Source organism: Collinsella sp. TM05-37, from assembly GCF_003436455.1.
GTDB lineage: Bacteria > Actinomycetota > Coriobacteriia > Coriobacteriales > Coriobacteriaceae > Collinsella.
Window position 1 is genome coordinate 114,135 of record NZ_QSPN01000003.1, and the last position, 24,406, is coordinate 138,540.

22 protein-coding genes and 1 pseudogene are annotated in these 24,406 nt (G+C 59.6%); 15 read left to right on the top strand and 8 right to left on the bottom strand.

All coding sequences use genetic code 11. The features are described 5' to 3' along the window. The first annotated feature begins 132 nt into the window (after positions 1-132). Positions 133-1,707 carry a lipopolysaccharide biosynthesis protein gene (locus DXD48_RS03195; RefSeq protein ID WP_233514958.1) on the top strand — a complete coding sequence of 525 codons (1,575 nt, stop codon included), beginning with the start codon at positions 133-135 and terminating at the stop codon, positions 1,705-1,707. A 317-nt stretch (positions 1,708-2,024) separates the two neighbouring features. Here the strand turns inward: DXD48_RS03195 and DXD48_RS03200 are convergent, their stop codons facing one another. Further along, a complete protein-coding gene (locus DXD48_RS03200; RefSeq protein WP_055252016.1) occupies positions 2,025-2,864 on the bottom strand; it encodes a metallophosphoesterase family protein in 840 nt (279 codons plus the stop codon). A 253-nt stretch (positions 2,865-3,117) separates the two neighbouring features. Here DXD48_RS03200 and DXD48_RS03205 point away from each other — a divergent pair, with 253 nt between their 5' ends. Then, complete coding sequence (locus DXD48_RS03205; RefSeq protein ID WP_117563970.1) at positions 3,118-4,719, top strand: potassium/proton antiporter; 1,602 nt, start codon at positions 3,118-3,120, stop codon at positions 4,717-4,719. A 21-nt stretch (positions 4,720-4,740) separates the two neighbouring features. On the opposite strand, the gene DXD48_RS03210 is transcribed toward DXD48_RS03205, so the two are convergent. Continuing rightward, a complete protein-coding gene (locus DXD48_RS03210) occupies positions 4,741-4,932 on the bottom strand; it encodes a hypothetical protein (protein ID WP_117563971.1) in 192 nt (63 codons plus the stop codon). Between the two features lie 112 nt (positions 4,933-5,044). Between DXD48_RS03210 and DXD48_RS03215 the strand changes: the two genes are divergently transcribed. The 4 genes and pseudogenes from DXD48_RS03215 to DXD48_RS03235 all read left to right on the top strand — a co-directional run bounded on the left by DXD48_RS03215 (position 5,045) and on the right by DXD48_RS03235 (position 9,639). Continuing rightward, complete coding sequence (locus DXD48_RS03215) at positions 5,045-5,404, top strand: nucleotide pyrophosphohydrolase (protein WP_199407885.1); 360 nt, start codon at positions 5,045-5,047, stop codon at positions 5,402-5,404. Then, a pseudogene (locus tag DXD48_RS03220) lies at positions 5,397-7,139 on the top strand (DNA/RNA helicase domain-containing protein). The gene DXD48_RS03215 and the pseudogene DXD48_RS03220 overlap by 8 nt, the downstream one beginning before the upstream one ends. Positions 7,140-7,281: 142 nt before the next feature. Further along, a complete protein-coding gene (gene serC / locus DXD48_RS03230) occupies positions 7,282-8,406 on the top strand; it encodes a 3-phosphoserine/phosphohydroxythreonine transaminase (RefSeq protein ID WP_117563974.1) in 1,125 nt (374 codons plus the stop codon). 69 nt (positions 8,407-8,475) lie between these two features. After that, a complete protein-coding gene (locus DXD48_RS03235) occupies positions 8,476-9,639 on the top strand; it encodes a phosphoglycerate dehydrogenase (protein ID WP_117563975.1) in 1,164 nt (387 codons plus the stop codon). Positions 9,640-9,986: 347 nt separating this feature from the next. On the opposite strand, the gene DXD48_RS03240 is transcribed toward DXD48_RS03235, so the two are convergent. Next, positions 9,987-10,967 carry a hypothetical protein gene (locus DXD48_RS03240; RefSeq protein WP_147324139.1) on the bottom strand — a complete coding sequence of 327 codons (981 nt, stop codon included), beginning with the start codon at positions 10,965-10,967 and terminating at the stop codon, positions 9,987-9,989. A gap of 223 nt (positions 10,968-11,190) precedes the next feature. Here DXD48_RS03240 and DXD48_RS03245 point away from each other — a divergent pair, with 223 nt between their 5' ends. Further along, the gene (locus DXD48_RS03245; protein WP_117563977.1) at positions 11,191-12,411 is read left to right on the top strand and encodes a M20 family metallopeptidase; all 1,221 of its coding nucleotides are present in this window, start codon (positions 11,191-11,193) and stop codon (positions 12,409-12,411) included. A 39-nt stretch (positions 12,412-12,450) separates the two neighbouring features. Continuing rightward, positions 12,451-13,140, top strand: a complete 690-nt coding sequence (locus tag DXD48_RS03250; protein ID WP_117563978.1) for a DUF1015 family protein — start codon at positions 12,451-12,453, stop codon at positions 13,138-13,140. A 129-nt stretch (positions 13,141-13,269) separates the two neighbouring features. Here the strand turns inward: DXD48_RS03250 and DXD48_RS03255 are convergent, their stop codons facing one another. The 3 genes from DXD48_RS03255 to DXD48_RS03265 form a co-directional block, all read right to left on the bottom strand. Continuing rightward, entirely contained in the window at positions 13,270-13,905 is a 636-nt protein-coding gene (locus tag DXD48_RS03255; protein WP_117563979.1) for a histidine phosphatase family protein, read from the bottom strand. Between the two features lie 17 nt (positions 13,906-13,922). Further along, positions 13,923-14,465 (bottom strand): histidine phosphatase family protein, encoded by a 543-nt coding sequence (locus DXD48_RS03260; protein ID WP_055252053.1) that lies wholly within the window; start codon positions 14,463-14,465, stop codon positions 13,923-13,925. A gap of 82 nt (positions 14,466-14,547) precedes the next feature. Next, positions 14,548-15,219, bottom strand: coding sequence for a nitroreductase family protein (locus DXD48_RS03265; protein ID WP_117563980.1), 672 nt, complete (start codon positions 15,217-15,219; stop codon positions 14,548-14,550). 233 nt (positions 15,220-15,452) lie between these two features. On the opposite strand from DXD48_RS03265, the gene DXD48_RS03270 reads away from it, so the two are divergent. Both DXD48_RS03270 and DXD48_RS03275 read left to right on the top strand, forming a co-directional pair. After that, on the top strand, positions 15,453-16,055 hold the full coding sequence (locus DXD48_RS03270) for an HdeD family acid-resistance protein (protein ID WP_117563981.1): 603 nt from the start codon (positions 15,453-15,455) through the stop codon (positions 16,053-16,055). After that, positions 16,056-16,538, top strand: coding sequence for a DUF188 domain-containing protein (locus DXD48_RS03275; protein ID WP_117563982.1), 483 nt, complete (start codon positions 16,056-16,058; stop codon positions 16,536-16,538). Between the two features lie 164 nt (positions 16,539-16,702). On the opposite strand, the gene DXD48_RS03280 is transcribed toward DXD48_RS03275, so the two are convergent. Continuing rightward, a complete protein-coding gene (locus DXD48_RS03280; RefSeq protein WP_117563983.1) occupies positions 16,703-17,791 on the bottom strand; it encodes a putative manganese transporter in 1,089 nt (362 codons plus the stop codon). A gap of 171 nt (positions 17,792-17,962) precedes the next feature. Here DXD48_RS03280 and DXD48_RS03285 point away from each other — a divergent pair, with 171 nt between their 5' ends. The 5 genes from DXD48_RS03285 to DXD48_RS03305 all read left to right on the top strand — a co-directional run bounded on the left by DXD48_RS03285 (position 17,963) and on the right by DXD48_RS03305 (position 23,590). Further along, positions 17,963-18,931 carry a 3'-5' exonuclease gene (locus DXD48_RS03285; protein ID WP_117563984.1) on the top strand — a complete coding sequence of 323 codons (969 nt, stop codon included), beginning with the start codon at positions 17,963-17,965 and terminating at the stop codon, positions 18,929-18,931. 349 nt (positions 18,932-19,280) lie between these two features. Next, the gene (locus DXD48_RS03290) at positions 19,281-20,471 is read left to right on the top strand and encodes a hypothetical protein (RefSeq protein ID WP_117563985.1); all 1,191 of its coding nucleotides are present in this window, start codon (positions 19,281-19,283) and stop codon (positions 20,469-20,471) included. Positions 20,472-20,890: 419 nt separating this feature from the next. Next, complete coding sequence (locus DXD48_RS03295) at positions 20,891-21,256, top strand: helix-turn-helix transcriptional regulator (RefSeq protein WP_117563986.1); 366 nt, start codon at positions 20,891-20,893, stop codon at positions 21,254-21,256. Between the two features lie 63 nt (positions 21,257-21,319). After that, positions 21,320-21,538: a cation transporter gene (locus DXD48_RS03300; protein WP_006235433.1), complete on the top strand. Its 219-nt coding sequence runs from the start codon at positions 21,320-21,322 to the stop codon at positions 21,536-21,538. Between the two features lie 99 nt (positions 21,539-21,637). Beyond that, positions 21,638-23,590: a heavy metal translocating P-type ATPase gene (locus tag DXD48_RS03305; protein ID WP_233502340.1), complete on the top strand. Its 1,953-nt coding sequence runs from the start codon at positions 21,638-21,640 to the stop codon at positions 23,588-23,590. A gap of 224 nt (positions 23,591-23,814) precedes the next feature. Here the strand turns inward: DXD48_RS03305 and DXD48_RS03310 are convergent, their stop codons facing one another. After that, complete coding sequence (locus tag DXD48_RS03310; RefSeq protein ID WP_089572084.1) at positions 23,815-24,192, bottom strand: metal-dependent transcriptional regulator; 378 nt, start codon at positions 24,190-24,192, stop codon at positions 23,815-23,817. Positions 24,193-24,406: the final 214 nt, after the last annotated feature.

The window sequence follows — 24,406 nt, forward strand, 5'->3', positions numbered from 1 at the left end:
CCGGCACATAAGGAACGTCCCCAAATGCCGTCTACTGAATGGCGCCGCCGAAATTATCGAACAACCTGTTCAAAAACACGAACGAACACCGTCGCGTCTATACTAGAGCGTAGCAATAGAAAGGACTCCGCTTTGAGCATCACGCCCATCGATAGCATTCGCCGCGCCATCGCCCGCCGCAATGGCGTCGCCGACCCCACCGTATCGGACGGGGCGCACGGGCAGGGCGGACGCATCGAGAACGGCCTGTTCCCCGCATCGCACACCGCCGAGGAGCTCGCACGAATCCAAGAGCTAAGCCAGCGTAACGCCGGCGGTCCCGACAGCAGCCAGGCCACACGCCGTCGCCGCGAGCGCGATCGCCAGCCCGGCCCCATCCACCGCATGGTCAATGCCTGGTGGAACCGCCTGCTCGGAGCCGTCTACGGCGGCGGCTTCTCCACGCAAGAAGCCGAGTACGAAGATCACGCCACCCGTCGCGACAACCTTTGGAATACCCTGGGCACCGCCGTGTGGGGCATGGTGTTTCCGTTGCTCACCATCGTGTCCACACAGCTCGTGGGCGCCGAGGAGGCTGGCAAATTCTCCATCGCCTTTGTCACCGGCACGCTCATCATGATCGCGTGCAACTACGGCGTGCGCAATTTCCAGGTCTCGGACATCGACGAAAAGACGTCCTTTGCCTCTTACCAGCTCAACCGCTGGATCTGCGGAGCGCTCGCGCTGGCATGCGGCCTGGTATACAGCAGCGCCCGCGGCTACGATGCGCAGATGGCCACAATCGGCCTGGGCGTCTACCTGTATAAGGTGATCGACGGCATTGCCGACGTGTACGAGGGACGCCTGCAGCAGGCCGACAAACTCTACCTGGCCGGCATGAGCCAAACGCTACGATCCGTCGGCGTCATCGCGGTCTTTAGCGTGGCACTGTTCCTCACGCGCAGCATGCCCATCGCCGCCATGGCCATGGGCATCGCCGCGATTGCCTCGCTCGTGCTGGTCACCGCCCCGCTCGCCCTGCTCGAAACCGAAAAATCACGCCGTATGAGTCTGCGCGAGGCTGGTCACCTGTTTATCCAGTGCGCCCCGCTCTTTGGTGCGCTGTTCCTGTTCAACCTCATCGAGAGCATGCCCAAGTTCGTGATGGAAGGCACACTGGCCTACAAATACCAGCTGTACTTTAATGCACTGTTCTTTCCAGCGCAGGCTATTTTGTTGAGCATTGGATTTATCTATAAACCGCAGCTCCTACGTCTGTCGAGCATTTGGGCGAATCCGCGCAAGCGTCGCCGCTTTGACTTGATTATTGTTGCCGTTATGGCACTGATCGTGGTCATTACCGGAGCGTGCGCCGCATTTATGGCAGGCCCCGGCATCCCCATCATGAGCTTTATGTACGGCCTCAACTTTGAGCGCTACCGCACGCTGGCACTGCTAATGGTTGTCGCCGGCGGCGTCACCGCGGCAATCGACTTTATCTACGCCATCATCACGGTGTTGCGCCACGCCGGCGATGTCACCAAGATCTACCTGATCTGCTTCGCCGTAAGCGTGGTGCTGCCGGTGATCCTGATTAAGCTGCTGGGTCTGATGGGCGCCGTGGTGAGCTACCTAGCCATCATGGCCCTACTCCTGGTGCTGCTGATAATCGAGTACGCCCACATCCGCCAGCGCATCGAGCGCGACCGCAACCCCTACGGCGCCTAATTAGCTGCCCCGGTCACCGGAATTTGCGATGGAATCGCCCCGGCTGGGGTCTCGTTGAAGACAATATGCATTACGTAAAACTAAGTGAGTAGATTTTTACCGAATCCCTGACCACACCGACAGAGCACAAGTCTGTGACCTGCGGTTTTATTGAGGCAAATATGTTGGGTGCTCGGCATTTCCAAAAAAGTCTACTCACTTAGCCAGCGGGCAGCCAAATGATTATTTAATCCCCGTCCCAGAGAAATCAATTAGCGGGCAGAAGGGCAAGAGTAGTCAAAAAAGCCCCGTCCCAAATTAGCTACCACTTGCACCGATTATTCGCCCGGGTTGATGTTCGCGTAGAACTCCGCCCCATCATCGAGCCGCAGGATGCCCACGCGACCGAACTCGGAGCCGGTGGCGGCGGCGCAGTCGATGTCGATGCGATCGGGCACGCCGGCGGTATCCTCGCCACCCAGGCGCACAATCTGCCCGCGGCCCGACTCCTCATCGAGCCCCGCCAGGCCGCCAACCTCGCAATAGCGCCCAAGCGACACCGTGGGCGTGTGGCCGCTCACCACGACCGGGCCCTCGCCCTCGGCAGAAAGCAGTCCCGTCGGCGCATCCCAATAGCCGTGACGAATCCACAGCAGGTCATCGGACGACTGCACGGCGAGCATTTGCCGCAGCAGCTCGCTATCGGCATCGACCGCTCCCCTGCCGTCACCGCAATCGACACCATGCTCAAGCAAAAACGCGCGCGCCGCCTCGGTCTGGATGCCGGCATGCACCAGCAGGTACGGGCGCTCCTCGGTCTCGGCCACCGCGTAGAGCGGCAGCGCGGCCATCCATCGCACGAGCTCCTCGTATGCCTCAAATTCCATGTCGTTGAGCTGCTCGCTCGTCGTCCAGCCACCGTTGATATCCCAGGTCTCGGCATCGAGCGGGTCCTGGCCAATGATGGCATCGAGCATGATCTGCTCGTGATTGCCCTTGAGCACGTGGGCGTTGGGCAGCGAGCGCACGAGCTTAATAACGCCGACCGGATCGGGCCCGCGATCGATCATGTCGCCCAGCACGTACAGCGTGTCGTCGGACGTCAACGAGATCTTAGACAGGGCCTCGTCAAGCGCACGCACGTGCCCGTGAGCATCAGATGTCACATAGATCGCCATGGTACGCCTCTCCTTGCATTGCGGTCTAAGCCCGGCGCCGCAACTAAAACTTCAAGTTGAACTTAAACGTTACCCATTGTACTCCGTTGCAATAAAGCTGGAAAGGGTTTCCGAGCAGAGGCAAAGACGGCAGCCGTCTATGACGATATCGCGCACGCCCGTAATCCGCCCCCATAAACCCACCACCTTTGGGTACAAATAACCGCAGACAACTGACCGTGCCACGCCAACCACCCAGGAGCGGACACTATCCATGAACCAGATACTTCTCTTTATCGGCCTCGTCATCATTTTGTGCCTGACCATCAAACCCGTCGGCAAAAAACTCCCCTTCCCCACCCTCCTCATCTTTATTGCGCTCGGCATGCTGCTCGGCGTCAACGGTCCGGCGCACATCGACTTTAGCGACTACGCGCTCACCGAAACCGTCTGCAGCACGGCGCTGCTGTTCATCATGTTCTACGGCGGCTTTAACACCAACATCGACCGTGCCAAACCCGTCGCCGCGCCCGCTGTGCTGCTGAGCACGCTCGGCGTTATCGCCACCGCCGGCATCACTGGCGTGTTCGCACACTTCGCACTGGGCTTCGACTGGATCGGCGGCCTGCTGCTGGGCTCGGTCGTGGCGTCGACCGACGCGGCGAGCGTCTTTAGCGTGCTGCGCGAGCACAACCTGTCGCTAAAGGGCGGCACCGACTCGCTGCTCGAGGTCGAATCGGGCTCCAACGACCCCGTCGCCTACATGCTCACCGCGGTACTCGCCACCCTCGCGGCGGGTGGCAACATCGACATTCCCGTGCTGCTGGCCAAGCAGATCATCCTGGGCGTGGGGCTGGGCCTTGCCATCGGCTGGATATCCAGCCGCCTGATTGAGCGCGCACACGCAACGGCCGAGGGCGCGCAGACTATCTTTTTGTTCGCCGTGGCGATCGTCGCCTACGCACTGCCGAGCTACCTGGGCGGCAACGGCTTTTTGGCCGTATACCTGGCAGGCATTGTGCTGGGCGCGAGCGACATCACCGGCAAGGTCGAGATGGCGCACTTCTTTGACACCCTTACCGAGATGGCCGAGATGACGATCTTCTTCTTGCTCGGCCTGCTCGTCACGCCCGCGCGCCTGCCGCAAATGCTGCTACCCGGCCTGGCGCTCATGGCGTTTATGCTCTTTGCGAGCCGCCCCATCGCCGTCGGTCTGCTGCTGGCGCCCTTTAAGACGAGCCCTCGCCAGGTTGCGCTCGTAAGCTGGGCGGGCTTGCGCGGCGCGGCTTCGGTCGTCTTTAGCCTCTTTGCTGTGGTGGCCGGCGTTCCCGGCGGACACGACCTATTTGACCTGGTGTTTGTGATTGCCGTATCGAGCATTGTGGTGCAGGGTTCGCTACTGCCGGCGGTGGCGAAGAAACTCGATATGATCGATGCGGCCGGCGACGTGCGCCGCACCTTTAACGACTACCACGACGAGGACGGCATGTCGTTTGTAAAGCTCAAGGTGGGCGCTGGCCATCCGTTTGCCGGGCGCTCGCTCGCCGATATTGGCAGCGCGACGGACATGCTCGTGGTCTTGGTGCTGCGCGACGGGGCACACCCGGTACTGCCCAACGGCGATACCGTCATCGAGGAAGGCGACCTTCTGGTGATGGCAGCCCCAACGTTCGAAGAGCGTGCCGAGGTTACGCTGCGCGAGGTCACCGTGACGCCCCACGGTCGCCTGGCCGGTCAGCGCCTGCGCGACGTGCCGCAGGGCAAGCACCCGTTTATCGTGGTGATGCTCAAGCGCGACGGCCAAACCATCATCCCCGATGGCAACACCCTAATATACGCCGGCGACGAAGCCGTCATCGCCACGCTAGCTTCCTAGCAGCCCGTCCCTCTTCAGCTACTAGCTGTCACCCACAGCAAAGTCGCGGAGGTCGAGGCCTTCGCGTTCGGCTCGGGCTAGGAGCTCTTGGGGCGACTCGTCCTCGATATCCATCACGTCGAGCATGGCAGCGGGAAAGCCCACGCCAGCCGCGCTCCCCGCGTAGTCGAGCAAGCCCTCGCGCAGCTGGTCTACATCAACTTCAATCTTCACGGTGAATCCTCCTACCGGGCAATCGCGGCCGGACAAACCGCACGTCCCAACTGATGTGCAATAAACTCCAGATACGGCCATAATAAAACAATGAACATCAGGGAGGTTACGGATGATGGACAAGCTCACTGCCATGACAGAACAAGTCAGAGATTTTTGTGATGCGCACGATTGGCGCAAATATCACACTCCAAAGGAACTTGCCATCGGCATAGCGACAGAGTCCTCCGAACTCCTTCAGCTTTTCCGCTTTATGAGCGACAAGCGCATTGCAGAAATGTTCGATAGCCCTGATCAGCGCCAAGCCATCGAAGACGAAGTTGCCGACACGCTCCTCTTTCTCCTACGTTTCGCCGATCTAAACGGAATCGACCTCCCAAAGGCGCTCTCGTCCAAACTCAAACGCAACGGCGAGCGCTATCCCGTCGACACCAGCTCCAGCGAATACAGAAAGGCGGCCCACCATGAGTAATGAGTTCGCCCTTCGACAATACACGCTTCCCCTCCCCCAACCCTTCGAGGCAAGCGAATCGCTGCAGGACTTTGGCACGCCAAAGCCCGGATTCCACCATGACGAGAGTTGGCCCGTTCTCTATATTCTGACCAACAGTAAAAACAAAACGGCGTACATCGGTCAAACGACCAATTATCGACGCCGCATGAAGCAACACGCCGCAAACGTGGACAAAGACTTCGACCGGACCCTCCTGATTGACAATCCAACCTTCAATCAGTCAGCAACATTTGAGTTTGAGAATCGACTTATCGAGCTGTTCTGCGCTGACGAAAAATACCAGGTAACCAACGCCAACAATGGCTATGCCCAGTTCGATTATTTTGAGCGACCTCAGTATCGCCAGAAGTTCAGAGACCTCTGGACAAAGCTTCGCGAAGAGAACTATGCGATCCACCCCATCGAAGAGCTCGAGAATACCGACCTGTTCAAATTCTCGCCCTTCAAAACGCTCACGCCCGATCAATACGAAACGATTGAGGCGATTTACAGGCGGCTCGAGCAAGAGCATGAAGACATTAAACACGGCGGTCCCAAGAAAGAGCGCGTAACCGTCGTGAACGGCGCGCCGGGAACAGGCAAAACAATCCTCGCCATCAGTCTCATGTTCAAAATCAAAAATGAGCCGAACCTTTCCGGTCTGCGGGTCGGCTTCGTGACGCCCATGGAGTCTCTGAGCAAGACGCTCAAAAAACTCACGCACTTCCTCCCCGGGTTAAAGCCCGGCGATATCCTGAGCCCCAACGACGTCACAAAAAACGATCGGTATGACGTCTTGCTTGTCGACGAGGCGCACCGACTGGGAAACTACTTATCCGCCGGCGCCGGCATCGGAGCTTTCTACAACACATGTGAACGACTCAGCTTGCCGCGCACGAGCAGCCAGGTGGATTGGATTTTCAAATGCTGCGACAAGGCGTACCTGTTCTTTGACCCCAAACAGCAAGTCCGCGCATCGGGACTCAACCGAGATGGCCTTGAGCAGCGACTCAACCAACTCGAAGAAGCCGGCATCGAGACCGAAGAATTCAACTTGAGTACCCAAATGCGCGTGCGTGGCGGCGATGAGTACCTCGATTTTGTCTACGACCTGCTTGATAACAAAGCGTACATGCATGCCGGCATGAAGTTCAAAGCACTCTTTTCATAGGAGCCTTACGATTCGCGAGCCGGGGATCCGGACAGCGATATCCCCAGATACCAGTTTGGAATCGTCGACCGATTTGAGGACTTCTGCTCTCTGCAGCAAACCAAGGAAGAAGAAGTTGGTCTATCCCGCATGATGGCAGGCTTTGCGTGGAAGTGGGAAACGAAGAATAACAAAGATGCGTTCGATATCGTCATCGAGGGCATTCCCAAACGCTGGAACTCAACCCAGAAGGATTGGGTTAACTCCGCCAACGCCGTCAACGAAGTCGGATGCATTCATACGGTACAAGGCTACGACCTCAACTACGGATTCGTAATTCTGGGTCCCGACATTTACTACGATTCGAACAAAGATGCAGTCAACGTTAACAGGGCAAACTTCAAAGATGCCGTTGCCAAGAAAAAGGCAAGCGACGATGATCTGCAAAAGATCATCGTCAACGCCTACTACGTCCTCATGACGCGCGGCATGTTAGGAACGTATCTCTATGTGTGCGACCCCGCGCTCAAAGAGTACCTGTCACGGTATATCCCGGCGATATAGACCTTGCGACCGCCCTCCCCCATGTAACCATCCTGTAAATCATAGCGGCGCACTCGAGTTTTACCGTGATGCGGTCGCGCCTAGCGCTCCACTGTGCTAAAGTATCCCGAACGTTCAAACGACTACGAGGGGGAACTAGAAGATGGCACGTGTGCACAACTTCTCAGCTGGCCCGGCCGCACTGCCCACAAGCGTGCTCGCCGAGATCGCCGACGAGATGATGGACTACCGCGGTTGCGGCATGTCCGTGCTCGAGATGAGCCATCGATCTAGCATGTACCAGCAGATCATCGACGACGCCGAGGCAACCCTACGCCGCCTGCTGAGCATCCCCGACAATTACCGTGTCCTGTTTTTGCAGGGCGGCGCCACGCTGCAGTTTGCGGGCATCCCCATGAACCTCATGCGCCGCGGGCGCGCCGGCTACATCGTGACCGGCAACTTTGCCAACAAGGCGTACAAGGAGGCCGCCAAGTACGGCGAGGCCGTGCTGCTCGCGAGCTCCGAAGACACCAACTTCGACCGCATCCCCGACATGGCCGACATCAACGCGCGTATTGCCGCCGAGGCCACGGGCGACGGGCTCGACTACGTCTACATCTGCCAGAACAACACCATCTTCGGCACCATGTACCACGAGCTGCCCAACTGTGGCGATGTGCCGCTGGTCGCCGATGTCTCGAGCTGCTTTCTGTCGCAGCCGCTCGACGTTGAGCGCTACGGGCTCATTTACGCCGGTGCGCAGAAAAACGCCGGCGCCGCGGGCGTGACCGTGGTCATCGTGCGCGACAACCTGATCGCCGACGACCCGGCCTTTGCGCAGACGCCGCAGTACCTGAACCTTAAGACCCAAGCCGCCAAGGGCTCCATGCTCAACACGCCCAACACCTTTGGCATCTACGTGTGCGGCAAGGTGTTCCATTGGGTTGAACAGACCGGCGGACTTGCCGCCATGGCCGAGCGCAACTGGGCCAAGGCCAACCTGCTCTACGACCTGCTCGAGAACAGCAAACTATTCCACGGCACCGCACAGACAGACAGTCGCTCCATCGCCAACGTCACGTTCCGTACCGGCGATGCCGACCTCGACGCCGCCTTTGTCGCAGGCGCGGCCGAGCACCAGATTCAAAACGTCAAGGGCCATCGCCTCGTCGGCGGCATGCGCGCCAGCGTGTACAACGCCGTCACCATGGAAGACGTGCAGGCACTGGCCTCGTATATGAAGGACTTCGAAGCGCAGCATAGTTTGAGTCCGCGATCTAACTAGCCCGCAACGAGCGGGCCGACCAGCCACTTCAAACCACTTGTTATAAACAAATCCGCTAAGGAGTTTTTCATGCGCAAGATTAAAACCATCGACGACATTACCAAGGACGGCAAAGTCGAATTTGGCGAGGGCTACGAGTTTGTGGGCACCGCCGAGGAGGCCGACGCTATTCTGATGCGCTCCACCGACCTGCACGGCCACGAGCTGCCCGAGGGCATCCGCGCCATCGCCCGCTGCGGCGCCGGCGTCAACAACATCCCCGTCGAGGAGTACGCCAAGAAGGGCGTCGTCGTCTTTAACTCCCCCGGTGCCAACAGCAACGCCGTCAAGGAGCTCGTCCTGGGCATGCTGGTGCTTTCGAGCCGCGGCGTCGTGCAGTCGATGAACTGGGTGCGCAACAACGCCGACGACCCCGAGATTCAGGTCGATGCCGAAAAGGCCAAGAAGGCCTTTGTGGGCCGCGAGCTCAAGGGCAAGCGCATCGGTGTCATCGGTCTGGGCAACGTGGGCTCCAAGGTCGCCAACGCCTGTGTCGACCTGGGCATGGACGTTTACGGCTACGATCCGTTCATTTCCGTCGAGCACGCGTGGGTGCTGAGCCGCGAGGTGCAGCGCGTGGGCACGCTCGAGGATCTGTGCCGCGGCTGCGACTACCTCACCGTGCACGTGCCCAGCAAGGCCGATACCATCGGCATGATCAGCACCGAGCAGATCGACCTGCTGGCCCCGGACGCCGTGCTCATCAACTACGCGCGCGAGACCATCATTGACGAGGACGCCGTCGACGCCGCCCTGCGCGCGGGCAAGCTCAGCTGGTTTAGCTGCGACTTTGCCACGCCCAAGACCGTCAAGATGCCCAACACGTTTATCACCACGCATTCGGGCGCCGGCACCGGCGAGGCCGAGGCCAACTGCGCCGACATGGCCATCAGCGAGCTCAAGGATTACCTGGAAAACGGCAACATCGCGCACAGCGTCAACTACCCCGCCTGCAGCATGGGCAAGGCGCGCGCCGCAAGCCGCATTGCCTGCCTGCATGCCAACGTGCCCAACATGATCGGCCAGATCACGGCCATTCTCGCCAAGGACAACGCCAACGTGCAGCGCATGACCAACGAGTCCGCTGGCGAGAACGCCTACACCATGTTCGACACCGATGAGCACCTGGACGGCAGCACGATCGAGGCACTTAAGCAAATTCCGTCGATGTATCGTGTGCGCGTGATTAAATAGCGCCGGCGCCAATCCTGCCAGACAGACCACGAAGCCCATTCGGCCCCCGTTTTCACGAAACGGGGGCCGATTTTGTTGCTCCGGACGACTTTAAAATGATACCCAGAACAAGTTTTTTCAGATAATCGATAGTGAGGCTCAAGTCGCTAAGCACACCCGCTTTGATAAACAGCTTTATCAGGGACTTTAGTAGGTAAAAATCGATCTCTATGTGCCGAATGTAAGTTGACTGTCCATTTTCCGAAACAACTTATTCTAGATAGCATTTTTAAGGCCCCTCCAAGGCGAAATATAAGTCTTTTTGTGACCAAAACTCTAGTCCGCGCGACCGTTTTCCACCCGCGCGGCTACATTCCTGCCCAATCGATAAAAATCTCCTCACGAAGCCGCCGTTCGAGCTCCTGCTGTCGCGGCGTCTTGTCTTTCAGCGGCACATCGAGATAGGACATGATGAGCTCCATCACCACGCGGAAGGCATCGAAGTCGGCCAGCTGACCATAGGTCATCAGAACGACGGGATATCCCATGGCTTGCAAGGCCGTCGTTCGATCGGAGTCCGAAATCTTGGATTCTATGGATCCGTGAATGGCTTTACCTTGGCATTCAACCAGACACTCTCTGCTGCCGTCCTTATTTGCCAGCAGGATATCGGCATAGCGCCTATCAAGCCCCGAAATCAGGCGGGCACTGCGCGTCAAGCGAATCTCGACGTTATTGGTAAGGCGCAGCCCTTCGCCGCCGCGCAACCTCGTAAGGCCAAACAGCATCGAAGCCTGGACCTCGAGCGGCGATGCCGCCACCCCCGTAATGCATTTCGCGGCACGCGTGAACGATTTAGCGCCGCGGAGCCCCGGGATCTTATCGACGTACTCGGTAAGTTCAGAGAGCTCAATCAAGGGAGGTCGTTTCCACAAGTCTGTTGGATTCCCCGAGGTATCCTTTACGTTTTCCCAGCCCGACCGTGCGTCACCCCACCGGCCCCCGTATGCCTGCTCAAGTGCCGACTTTACCTGAGGCGCAATCTTGCACACGGCAAAGGTGCCGCACATCTCATACATGCACATGATCAGACGCTCGTTTGAGACCGAGGAAGCCAGGGTCAGCAGGGTAAAGAGCGGGGACGCGACATCGAGGCCAAACTCCGTCTGCCGCACGGAATCAAACGGCCTCTCCCCGTTCCAAACATGCCTGACAATGCGATCGCCCTTACGTCCGCAGCTGCCCTGCGCCAACACGTGTAACGGGGTGCCCAGGAAATGCGTGACGAGCGGATGCTCACATAGGTGCTCCCTGCGCGGATCGTCCGCAGAATCGGGCAGGTCCGGCATTATTGCCAAGACCTGTGGAGGTATCCGGTGATACCGAAAGGCAGATATGTCGCACAGCATGTCGTCCATGAAGGGTACGTACCCGCTGCGTCGCTTGTGAACCCGCCCGGACGGCAAACGCGCTGGCTCGGCCTGCGAACGGTAAATACTGCCACGCCCACGTCGCGGATCTCTCAGGAGGCTTACAATCGGTTTGGAAAGCAAACTGATTGTGAGGTTGCATATGGTTGATGAGGATTTTGCCTGGCGGCTTGCGCAGGAGCTTGTGCGGATCGACAGCTCAGACCCGGGCGCGTATGAGGATGAAATTGAGCGCTTCATTAAGAGGCTCATTGAGCAGCAGCTGGCACAACTTGATAGTTCTGCGCTCGATGCCGTGCAGATTGAGGAGCTCGAAGTGCTGCCCGGGCGCCGCAACCTTAAAGTCACCGTGCCGGGCCAAAGCGACGAGCCGCGGCTGATCTATATCTGCCACATGGATACCGTCACCTTGGGCGATGGCTGGGACGCAGACATCGAACCGCTTGGGGCGGTTGTGCGCGACGATAAACTCTATGGCCGCGGTGCCTGCGATATGAAGGGTGGCCTGGCCTGCGCCATTGCCGCACTGGTCCATACGCTCGAGCGCGTGGCGGCGGATGGCGCGCTGCCACGCCGCGGCTTTTCGCTCATCTGCTCGGTCGACGAGGAAGACTTCATGCGCGGCTCAGAGGCCGCGATCGATGCTGGCTGGGTCAGCTCGCGCGAATGGGTGCTGGACACCGAGCCCACCGACGGACAGATCCAGGTGGCGCACAAGGGGCGTACGTGGTTCGAGATTGAAATGGCTGGCGTGACGGCGCATGCGAGCCAGCCTTGGAAGGGCGCGGATGCCGTCGCCGCCATGGCCGAGGTCATGTGTTCGCTTCGTCGCGCGTTTGCGGCGCTGCCCGCGCACGATGAGCTGGGGCCTTCGACCATCACGTTTGGCCAAATCGAGGGCGGATATCGCCCCTACGTCGTACCCGACCGCGCCAAAGTCTGGGTCGACATGCGCCTGACCCCGCCGACCGATACGGCCGCCGCAATCAATATGGTCGAGCATGCCATCGCCGTCGCCGAAGCCGCCGTTCCCGGTTGCCATGGCAGCTACACCGTGACGGGCGACCGCCCCGCCATCGAGCGCGACCCGAACTCTCCCCTTCTAGCAGCGCTCAAGCGTGCCGCCGATGACGTAACGGACGCGGACACGACCGTCGGCTTCTTTACCGGCTACACCGATACCGCCGTCATTGCCGGCAAGACAGGCAACCGCAATTGTATGAGCTACGGCCCCGGCTCGTTGGCGCTCGCACACAAGCCCGACGAGTATGTGCCCCATGCCGATATCGTTCGCTGCCAAAACGTGCTCATCGCGCTTGCCGATAACACGCTCTGGGACGCAAGCGGCCAAGTTGGGGCATAATAAGCCGCGAACAAACCGACTCGCGCGTTAGGACCGCCCATGAAAGCACTTCCGTTTCCCTGCATCCGCCCGGCTCAGGACCGTGTGCTCGAGGCGCTGCCTGCGATGGGCGGTATCCTGAGCGGCAACGACGCCCTGCGCGGCGCCATTGCTGACGGCCTAATGCTCAAGGATCCAGGCGCGGCGTATTACGTGTACGAATGCTCGGGCGAGCCGGGTCGCGCGACGGGTGTCGTGGCGATTTGCCCGGTTAACGTACTGACGGGTAGCGACGAGGCTGCCGCCGAGAGCGTCGACGCACTCGCCGCCGCGCGCGCGATCGCCGAGCTTAAGGTGCAGCCGCGCCCCGTGTCGCTCGCCTACGAGGCGTCGCCCGTCATGGATATCATTTTGAGCGCTGCCAAAGAGGGCGCATCGCTCTACGCCGTCACCGATCCCGCGGGCGTCACACATCGCGTGTGGGAGGTCAAGCGCGAGGACGCCGTTGCCGCCATCCGTGCCATGCTCGATCAGGCGCCCGACCCGGTGTTCGCCGGTGACTCCGCCTATGTCGCCGCACTGGCTGGGGCATCGCAGATTCTGGCCGACGAGGCCCGCGCTGCCGGCGCCTACTCTGGCAAAGAGCCGTTCAACTTTGCTGTAGCCGTGCTGTTCCCCGCCGCGCAGGTCAGCGGCAGCGCGCCGCAGGTTCCGACGGGTCTGCTCACTCACCAGGTCTCACGGTTCTAGCGAACTCAAACGCTAAGCTGGAAAACCCAGCATCCAAACAAACAAGGGGCGGAGATGCAGCAAACGCATGCACCTCCGCCCTTTTCGCATCAAACAATTACGCCGGTAAACCGGGCCGCAACGTCAGCGTTATCCACGCTGCGGACCTGCCGCCGCCACGAGCGGCTCTAGCCCCAGCTCGCGCGCGTAGTCTTCCTGCGTAAAGACTTCGACCAGTTCAAACGTATCGGCCGCATCGTCAAACGCAAAATGCAGCACTGAGCAGTTGCCCGGCACGCGTTCGCGCTCGTCGGCCGCCGCGCCCCGCACGTGGTCCAAAAACTCCTTGATAGCTGAGCCATGACTTACCGCGAGCACGCACGTATGGTCCGGACGCTGCATAAGATCGGTCAGCGTCGCCACCATGCGCGTGCGCACCTGGATCTGGCCCTCGCCGCCAAACTGCCGATAGAAGTCGCGCCACGGGCGCTCGGGCATAAGCATCACGCGCTCGGCCTCAAAGTCGCCAAAGAACCACTCACGCAGGCCGTCCAGGCGCTCGTACGCCAAGCCCGGCCACAAGTTGGCGATAGTCTGCTCGGTGCGATGAAGCGTAGAGGTGTAGGCATGATCGGGCTCAATGCCGCGCGCACGTAAAAACATGCCGGCGCGCGCCGCCTGGTCGCAACCCAACTGCGTAAGCGGCGAGTCACTCCACCCCTGAATGATACGCTTAAGGTTGAATATCGTCTGTCCATGACGGACCAGATACAGATCTTTATTCATAGGGGTCCTTTCGTTCGTTACCAACCCAAGAGCGAAAACGCCCCGTCGCAATAGCCAAAATGAAGCACGGCACCGTTGTCGGGTAGCTCTCCCCCGCCAGTCACATACTCAAGAAACTCCTGGCAGGCTGAGCCGTGGGAAACCGCCAGCACGCAGTCGTGCTGCGGCCGGGCCATAATACGGGACAGCGCCGCGACCATGCGCGACTGAAGCTGCACTTCCGACTCGCCGCCAAAGGCCACCGGATAATCGCCCCAGGGCTGCGGCGGCATCTCGCGATTTGATGTGCCCTCCAGCGAGCCAAAATGCCACTCACGCAGGTCATCGACCAGCTCAATGGAACGGCCCTCGCCAACGATAAGCTCGGCCGTATGCCGCGCCCGGCCCAACGGCGAGGAATACACATGATCAAAGGCCACGCCACGCGCCGCAAACGCCGTACGCGCCGTCAGCGCCTGCTCGCGCCCGCGCGCCGTAAGCGGCGAATCGTGCCAGCCCTGCAAAATGCTCTGCACATTGAGCTCAGTCTGCCCATGCCGCACCAAATACAGATCTGCCACACGCTCTCCCCTCGTACCACCACAAAGGGGACAGGCACCTTTGTGGTGGTTTACCGTCTGATCACGCCGCGGTGACGCTCAGCTACACCAGCACGTCGGCGAGCGGGCGCTTGGGTACGTGGTGCACCTGCGCATCGTCACGCCAGTAATTAATTGAGCCGTCGGGGTTGGAATCGATCGCATCGATCATCTGCGTCTCGGCCGGCACGCCAAAAGCCATGATCAGCTTGAGCTCATACTTGTCGTTATCGAGCCCCATAGCATCGATCGCGTGGGGCGTAAAGGCCTTGAACATGCAGGCTGCCACCTCGGGCGTGGCGCTGCGAGCGGCGAGCATCATCGTCTGCGCGGCAATGCCCGTGTCGACCTCGGTGATGGGCGCGGCGGGCTTACCCGGAACAGCGCGCTCGGCAAGAATCGCGATGTAGCCGGTCGGACGCTCGCCCTCGGCAGGACCCGACCAATCCTTAAGCGCGCCGGCCCATGCAAGCTCATCAAATACACGCGCGCAATCCTCGGCACCGCTCACCACATGAAAACGCAGACGCTGAGCATTGGCGCCGCAGGGAGCCAGGTGCGCCAGTTCCGCCAGCTCGAGCAAAAACTCGCGCGGCACGCGCATGGACTCGTCAAAACGGCGGCACGTACGGGCGCGGCGGACCAGCGCGTCAAACGTGTCCAGGCCAAGCTTTTCGCAACCCTGCTTTGCCATCGACTCGGCGCTTACCGGCGCCGCGGGAACAGCTTCGTTCATAAGACCCCCAATAAAAGCCAATTGTTCTTAAGAAAATCTAACCTAAAACGTAGGCAATTACACACAGCGGCGCAATGTTCCACACCTGTTGAATATTCCGCATCCAAACGGGAACAAAGGTAACAATTCGGGAAGATGAGGCTCCCATTCGCCCTTCCCGCCCCACGCGACGGCGCCCTTGGGCGATACTGGTTGCAAGAGCTACGGCTTACGCCGCACGGAAAGGAGACATCATGGGCATCTTTAAGAACGATGACAAGCAATCGAGCGCGTTTGGATTTGACGAGAAAAGCATGGCAGGCAAGGCCGTCAAGGCCGTGCGCTGGATTTACGCCATCACGGGCGTCTTGGCGCTCGTCGCCGGCATCGCACTGCTGTTTGCGCCCGCCAAATCCCTCGTCTTCCTGACGACCGTCTTGGGCATCTACTTTGTGATCACGGCCGCGATCAGGCTGTTTACCGCTGTTTTCGAGCCGCTGCTGCCCACCGGCTGGCGCGTTACGAGCATCATCTCCAACCTGCTCATCATTCTGGGCGGCGTCATAATCCTGCGCAACCAGGCCTTCTCGACCGCGACGCTCACCACGCTCGTGGTGGTCGTCGCCGGCTTTGGCTGGATCGTCGAGGGCGTCATGTCGATTCTGGAGTCCGAGCTTTCGTCCAACCGCGCCCTCGCTATCCTGAGCGGCGCACTTTCCATCATCGCCGGCATGTTCGTGTTTATCTATCCGCTGTGGTCGGCCAAGATGCTCGTCATCTTTAGCGGTGCCGCGCTGCTGGTGTTTGGCGTGACGCTCATTGTTCGCGCCATTCAGTTTGGCAAACTGGTGCGCTAGATGCCAAAGACGCTCTTTATTGATGCCGACGCCTGCCCGGTCACGCGCGAGTCGATTGACTGCGCGCGGCGGGCGGGCGTCGCCGTTGTTATCGCCGGCAACAGCACGCAAAACCTGGAACGGCACATTCGCCGCGACGACCCGCGCGATGCCGAGCACGCGCGACGCGGCTTTTGGGTCACGACGCTCGACGTGAGCGTGGGCGCCGACAGCGCCGACTTTGCCATTGTCGAACGCCTGCAGGCGGGCGACGTGGTCGTGACGCAGGACATTGGCTTGGCGAGCATGGTGCTCGGGCGCGATGCCGCCGCCATCGGTGTGCGCGGGCGCGTGTACGACAAGGCGACTATCGACATGCAGCTGTTTATTCGCCACGAGGAAAAGAAGGTACGCCGCGCCGGCGGACGCACTCGCGGTCCGGCAGCATTTACCAGCGAAGACCGCGCCCGCTTTAAACGCAACCTCACCGAGTTGCTGCACTAACCAAGGTAGATTTTTGAGACATGCCTAAAATCTACCTTTTTGTTTTGAGCGGTGTGAGCGCTCGGAATCCATGGCTCAACAAAAAACGGGCTTCAAAATGCCATGCGTCGCCGCATTGCGCAGGCGCTGAGCATGGCTATTTGAAGCCCATTTTTTAGGCCTACTTAGAGGCCAACGGCGGAGAGGATGAGGCCCCAGCCAGCGCCGATGACGTACATCATGATCAGGAACACGGCATTTTCGCGGGCGCTGCGGTTGGTGCGGAACAGCACCAGATAACCCACGCCGGCGGAAATGAGCGTGCCGGCGAGCATCGGCGCCAGTTGCAGCGCGCCTTCCAGATACAGCTGTGTAATGACCACGCTCGCCGAGCAATTGGGAATCAGCCCGACAAGCGCCGAACCCAGGACAGCGAGTGTCTCGTTGCCGCGCAGGAACTGCTCGATCGCGGACTCGCCGAACGTCTCGAGCACGGCGACCAGAATCAGCGTCACCAGAAAAATGAATACCGAGACCTGCACGGTGTGCGAGATCGCACTGCGGATGATCGACAGGACAGGCGTCCCTTCGTGGGAGTGAGAGTGACCGTGACCATCATGGTGTTCATGTTCGCCCTCATGACCGTGATCGTGGCCATGTCCGTGTTCGTGCTCGTCCTCGTCTTCATCACAACCGCAATGGTCGCGCTCGCACAGCTCGTGGATGTGGTCGGCGCTCACGCCTGCCTCGGCCACCTCGTCGATGATGTCACCGCCGCTGTGGTCGTCGTGCGCGCAGTTCACGTGGGCCGGGTTGGCCGCGGTTCCCAGCACGGTACGGCGAATCGCCGCGTGCGCGCGGGCGTTACGGCGCAGGCCGCGAATGGCAGCGTCCACGATAAAACCCGTGACCAGTGCGATCAGCGCTTTCGAAGCCAAAAGCATCGCCATAGTCTGCACGGGAACCTGCTCGGCAAGCAACAGCGGCAGCATCTCATCGGAGGTCGAAAGGAACACCGCCACCAACGTGCCCAAGGTCACGACACGGCCGGCGTACAGCGTTGCTGCCATGGCCGAAAATCCGCACTGCGGCACAATGCCCAGCAGCGAGCCAACCACGGGACCCGCAGCGCCGGCGCGCTTGATAGCGCCGTTGACGCGGTCGCCCGCAACGTGCTCAAGTGTCTCGAGAGCAAGATACGTCACCAACAAAAACGGCACCAGCGACAGCGTGTCCTTGCCGGCGTCGAGCAGAATATCAATCAGTAAATCCATGACGGATGGAACCTTTCGTGTCTTTCGGCAGCATTGTAAAAGTCCTAGCGGTCAACTAGGGTATTGTAGTTGTCCCGGGCGCGGTGCCAATAGTTGCCTATGGTAAACTATCATCTCGCCATAACTCAGTAACCTCGAGCCGCACAACGCGGCCCGTCCAAGGAGTAGCATATGAACGTATCGCAAGCACTCGAATACGAGCGCCAGCCGTTTATCCCCATGTTTATCTACGGCGATCACGGCGCCATGGAGTCCGAGCGCCAGAAGGGCGAAGAGGCCCTCAAGGTGCTCGAGACCGAGTACTTTACCGCCGAGGGCGACCCCGGCTTCGACTTTGCCACCGTGCGCGACCTGGCCGACCGCAACCGCGACCTGTGCGACCAGATTGGCGAGGCGCGTCTGCGCAACGTGACGCCCGCGACGCTCTCGCGCGGCCTGTCCGATGCTGACACCTGCGCCGCCATCGGCAAGATGCAAAAGCGCACTGCCGCGTCCGTTATGCGCGAAATCCGCGGCGACCGCGACGCGCTCGGCGTGGCCTACGCCCGCAAACCCATCCAGGGCACCGTGCTCGGTATCGACATCGAGACCACCGGCCGTGCACCCGAGCGCGGCTATATCATCAACGTGGGCTGGGAGATCATGGAGCTCACCAGCGACGCCGTCCCGCACGACGCCGAGGCACACTACTGCGGCCTGCCCGACATCTACCGCGGCGAGGATGTACCGCTGTCGAATATCCACCACATCACCTGGGACGACATCGACGGCAAAACGCCCTTCCGCGAGAACAAGGAGCTGCAAAAGCAGCTGCTCAAGCTTATGAAGAAGTACCCGTACATGGCGCATAACGCCGCCTTTGAGGACAGCTGGTTCAAGATTCACCTGGACGGTTACGCCGAGGCACGCCGCGCGGGTAAGATCATCGTCATCGACTCGCGCCAGATCTGCCGCAGCCTGGACGCCGACGCGCGCTCGCTCCCCCGCGAGTCCGCCCCCGCCGCGCTCGAGAACTGGGCACGCCGTCGCGGCACCCTCGCGCCCGACGCCAACGAGCAGCATCTGGGTCTGGACGACACCGACCTCATGCTCCGCACGGTACAGGCCGAGTTCAACCTCAAGAACCTATTCGCGAAATAGCAACGCCTGCGACAAACACTACTTGCTCACGAGCGGCCTCGCAGTGGGAAACACCGCAGCGGGGCCGCCCTACGTTCCACAGATAGATCTGCCATCACAAATTCTGAACCCTCATTTTGAACGATTTCGGCCAATTCCCGACACGTAATTCGTTGTCGGATGGTGATGCATCGATATCAAATGTGCAGCAATTGAGTTTTTATATGCTATAGCTAAGCTGCGATAACATTGATTTTAGGCGTGCCAACCCATAATTGCGTCAAGCTTTTGGACAGCATTTGGTTAGGCCCCTAAAACGACTTTCCCACTCAGCGCCATCAACACGGCATTAGCTGACACGATATATACCATGAGTATCGTATTGTCACATACCACTGCAAAAGCGGTCTACCAGGCCGCGCATTCGGCGTCTGCGAAAGACACCGAGCCCTGTAACCCTGCTGCGATTTATGGATCATGTCCCACCGGAACGCTCCTTGACGCAGCCGCAGAATGGCTCACCAAACACGATGTTTCTCTCGACGCAAATGATTGCCTCGAGGTAATGGTGTTTGATCGCAGGAATGCGCGCTATGCACTGAACTGTCAATGCCACGTTTCGTCAAAACGATTCTCGAACTCACGCTTTATAGAGCTCAAAGATGGCATCTTTATTGTTGGCGTTGAGCTTTGCGCACTTCAGGCCGCCACCTATCTCCCTTTTCGCGAACTGGTGGAGTACTACTTTGAATTGTGCGGCGTTTACTCCCTTGGAACCGACTCTTCCACCTCCTATATCGAGCGTTTCGCGCTCACCTCGACCGAGAGGTTAAAACAGTTCTTTAATTCCATTACCAGATGCGACGGTCTGGCCCTTGCCCGAAAGGCGATCCAATATGTGCGCGACGGATGCCGGTCTCCTATGGAAACGGCCTTTGTCATGATGCTAACGCTGCCCAAAAGCGAAGGAGGGCTTGGTATTAAGGGAATTGAGACCGATTACGAGGTGCAGGTCACCGCTGCCGCAAAGAATCTCACGAGACGCAATAAGTTCTTTATGGATGCGTATCTAAAGAAATCTCGCGCAGACATTGAATACAACGGGTTTTATCATGACGCGGAAGAAGACCGCGCCATCGATGAGGAGCGCAAGAATGCGCTTGCGTCCATGGGATACGGAATCATCACCGTCAGTCGTTATTCCTTTATGCATGCCAGCGCTTTCGTTAGGGTCATGGAGGCGATCCAACGGAAAGAGGGCATACGCCCCTCGCGTCTGCCAAAAGACTTTCAAATCATGCAAGAGGACCTGAGACAGTTTGTGCTCAGAAGGTTTATAGAAGAGAAAAAGCGAATTCAGAAGCAGCTTCGCCAGGATTCCGAAGATCGTCAACGAATCGACCTCGAAAAAGCAACACTCGAAGGTATCGCGCTGGATGACCCGACAATAAATGAAGTTCCGGCAATCGATGACATGCAGACTGTCGAATCCGACAGCCCATCATTTGCCCAAATAAGCAGCCTCGCGCCCGAGGGCAGAATCTTCGGGGCCGGAAGCTAGACCGACTAACAAGGTGGGTACCCTAGCGATGTGCAAAATTGCGAGTATTCAGCAGGGTCGGCCCTCCAGCACCCACAAGTTAATCCAAATGAGAAACAAAAACGCTATCGAACGGGAACGTTAGGCAACATTTGAGGAAGACCTTGTCTGTTTACCGCCCTTGGATAACTCTTGAGCGGCTTTATTTGGCCTGGAATAGATTAACGGACCCCCTATAGTTGCAGAATACTCCAATTTTTGCACGGCGCGGGGGCACCCACCCCGGCATCGGCTATCAAAACCGCTCAGTCCGGAATCTCGTCCACTATTCCCCATCATTTTGTGCGACGAATTACCTGAACATCATTGACATATGAACATGCGCTCATATAATCGGAAGTAAGTTATATGAGCGCATGTTCATATGAAAGGATATTGCAATGAGCATCCGCGTTGATGAAACGAAACCCGACATCGAGGCCACCGAGCCGATCGTCCCCACCACCTGCTCGCCCGAGGACCTTCCCGACGAGGAGCTTCTCTACGACCTTGCCGACCTGTTCAAGGTCTTCAGCGACACCACGCGCATCAAGATTCTCTATGCCCTCATGGGCCGCGAGCTCTGCGTGGCTGACATCGCCGAAGCGACCGCGACCTCGCAGTCTGCGGTGTCGCACCAGCTGCGCACGCTTAAGCAGTCGCACCTGGTCAAGTTCCGCCGCGACGGCCGCAACATTCTCTACTCGCTCGCCGACGATCACGTCTACACCATGCTCAACCAGGGCATGAGCCATATCTGCGAATAGCGATCAACCACGGTATCAGCGCGGCCGGCACCCAGACCGCTAACACAGGGAAAGGAACCCACCATGAAAAAGCAGTTTAAGCTCGACGAGATCGATTGCGCCAACTGCGCGCGTGAACTTCAGGACGAGCTGGCTAAGCTCGATGGCGTCAAGTCCGTTTCGGTCAACTTTATGACCCAGAAGCTGACGCTCGAGGCCGACGACGCCGAGTTCGACGAGGTCCTGGACCGCGTCGTTGAGTTCACCGCCGACGCCGAGCCGGACTGCGAGATCATTCTCTAACCCGCGCATACGTTGACCTGCGAGGCCGCGCTTGCCGCGGCCTTTTCTCGCGAAATTATATGAGCGAGTGTTCATACACTCAAATGAGAGGTTTGAATCATGACAGCCGCCGATCCCAAAAAGAATAAGAAGAAGCGCAAGAAGAAAGAGTCCCTTGAGCATAAGCGCAACCGCATCCTGGTAGCACTGGGCATTTTTGCCGTGGTGTACGCCCTCGATGAGCTCGGCACCCTCACCGCCGCATTCGGCACCCCGGGCGACATCTACGCCAGCTTTGTGCTGTTCCTCGTGCCGTTTTTGATTGCCGGCTACGACGTACTGCAAAAGGCATTCAATAACGTCCGCCGCGGCAAGGCCTTCGACGAGAGCTTCCTCATGGCCGTCGCGACCATCGGCGCGTTTGCCATGGTGCTCTTCCCCGATACCGACCCGCACATGGCCGAAGGCGCTGCCGTCATGCTGTTCTACCAGGTCGGCGAGCTGTTCCAGGCATACGCCGTGGGCAAGAGCCGCAAGTCGATCAGTGCCATGATGGACATCGCGCCCGACTACGCTAACGTCGAGCAAGCCGACGGCACACTCGAACAGGTCTTTCCCGATGACATCGCCGTCGGCACCGTGATCGTGGTCAAGCCCGGCGAGCGCGTGCCTATCGACGGCGTCATCGTCGAGGGCGAAACCCAGCTCGACACCGCCGCACTCACGGGCGAGTCGGTCCCCCGCCCGGCCAAGACCGGCGACGATATCATCAGCGGTTGCATCAACATGACGGGCCTCATCCACGTGCGCACCACCAAGCCCTTTGGCGAGTCAACCGTCGCGCGTGTTCTGGAGCTCGTGGAGAATGCCAGCGAAAAGAAGGCGCGCACCGAGAACTTCATCACGCGCTTTGCCCGCGTCTACACCCCCGCCGTCACTGGCGCTGCCGCGGTGCTCGCGCTTGGCGGCGGCCTGGTGACTGGCGCTTGGTCCGATTGGATCCTGCGCGGCCTGACCTTCCTGGTCGTCAGCTGCCCGTGCGCCCTCGTGATCAGCGTACCGTTGAGTTTCTTTGGCGGCATCGGCGGCGCGTCCAAGCTGGGCGTTCTCATCAAGGGCTCCAACTACCTCGAGACGCTCGCCGACGTGGACACCATCGTCTTCGACAAAACGGGCACCCTCACCAACGGCACGTTCTCAGTCGTCGCGGTGCACCCCGAGGCTGGCTATACCGAGCAGTCGCTGCTCGAAGTCGCAGCCCTTGCTGAGTCGTTCTCCGATCACCCCATCGCGCAGTCCGTGCGCGACGCCTACCAGGGCGAGGTCGACCCCAAGCGCGTGAGCGACTCCGCCAACGACGCGGGCCACGGCGTGACGGCAACCATCGACGGCAAGCACGTCGTCGTTGGCAACGCCAAAATGCTCGCCGCGGCCGGCGTTGAAGCACCGGACTGTGAGGTTGTCGGCACGATCCTCCACGTGCTCGTTGACAGCGTGTACGCCGGCCACATCGTGATTGCAGACACCGTTAAGGCCGATGCGGAGCAAACGATTCGCGACCTGCATGCCGCCGGTATCAACCGCACCGTCATGCTCACGGGCGACCGCGAGGAGGTTGCAGCGTCTGTGGCCAAGCAACTCGGTCTCGACGAGTTCCACGCGCAGCTCCTGCCGGGCGACAAGGTCGAGCGCGTTGAGGCGCTACTCGCGGCCGAAAGTGGCAAGGGCAAGCTCGCCTTTGTCGGCGACGGTATCAACGACGCTCCTGTGCTTACGCGCGCCGATGTGGGCATTGCCATGGGCGCCATGGGCTCCGACGCCGCGATCGAGGCCGCCGACGTGGTGCTGATGGACGACAAGCCGTCCAACATTTCCCGCGCGATCCGCGTGGCGCGCAAGACCATGTCGATTGTTTGGCAGAACATAATCTTTGCGCTGGGCATTAAGCTGCTGATCCTTGTGCTGGCAGCGCTGGGTATCGCCAATATGTGGCTTGCCGTCTTTGGCGACGTAGGCGTGGCGATCATCGCTATCCTGAACGCCATGCGCGCGATGGGTGTCAAGAACCTGTAGCGCCTGTGGTCCCTCCGGCCGGGACCGGGCTTGGTTTTGAAAACGTCCTCGACCAATGAAGCGCCCCCGTTCTGCTCCTTCGGAGCTACGAACGGGGGCGCTTCTGGTCTGCGGAGTGTTTTCAAAAACCAAGCCCGGTCCCGGCCTGCGGTAACGTTGCTGGCGGTTCTTGGGCATCGCTTGCTGGCGGGGTTCCTTGTCTGAGTTGGACTTGGTTGGCGGGGCTACTGGTCCCGGTCGCTGTCCCGTCCCAGCATCGCCCTCAGCTTCTCAAAGCTTTCCTCGCTCAGGCAGTGCTCCATGTGGCAGCCCTCTTGCGACGCGACCTCAGCCGAAACACCCGCATCCTCCAGCAGCCCCACGAAAAAGCAGTGGCGCTCCCACATTTGACGGGCAACCTCAAGACCGCGTTCCGTCAGATGCACGTCGCGTTTGCCCATCTCCACGTAGCCGGTGCTCTCCAAGGCCGCCATGGCTTTAGAGACGCTTGCTTTGGTTACGCCCAAGTATTCGGCAACGTCGATCGAGCGCACGATGCCCTGACGTTCCGATAGGACGTAGATCGATTCGAGATAGTCTTCTCCGGATTCACGTAGGGCCATGGGCCGCCTTTCGCGATGATTGCTAGTTAGCCTTTGGATACTTTTGCTTGATTTACTTTACCGCAAAAGTTGCCCATGTCTTACTACTTTGCCTAAAAGTTAGCCGTGTTTCACAAAACATGCGGGACGAAAACAAAATGGGGACGCCCCGCAAGGAGTGTCCCCAGCTGCCGGCAGAGACGATATGAGCAGGACATAAAAACATTGAGAGCCC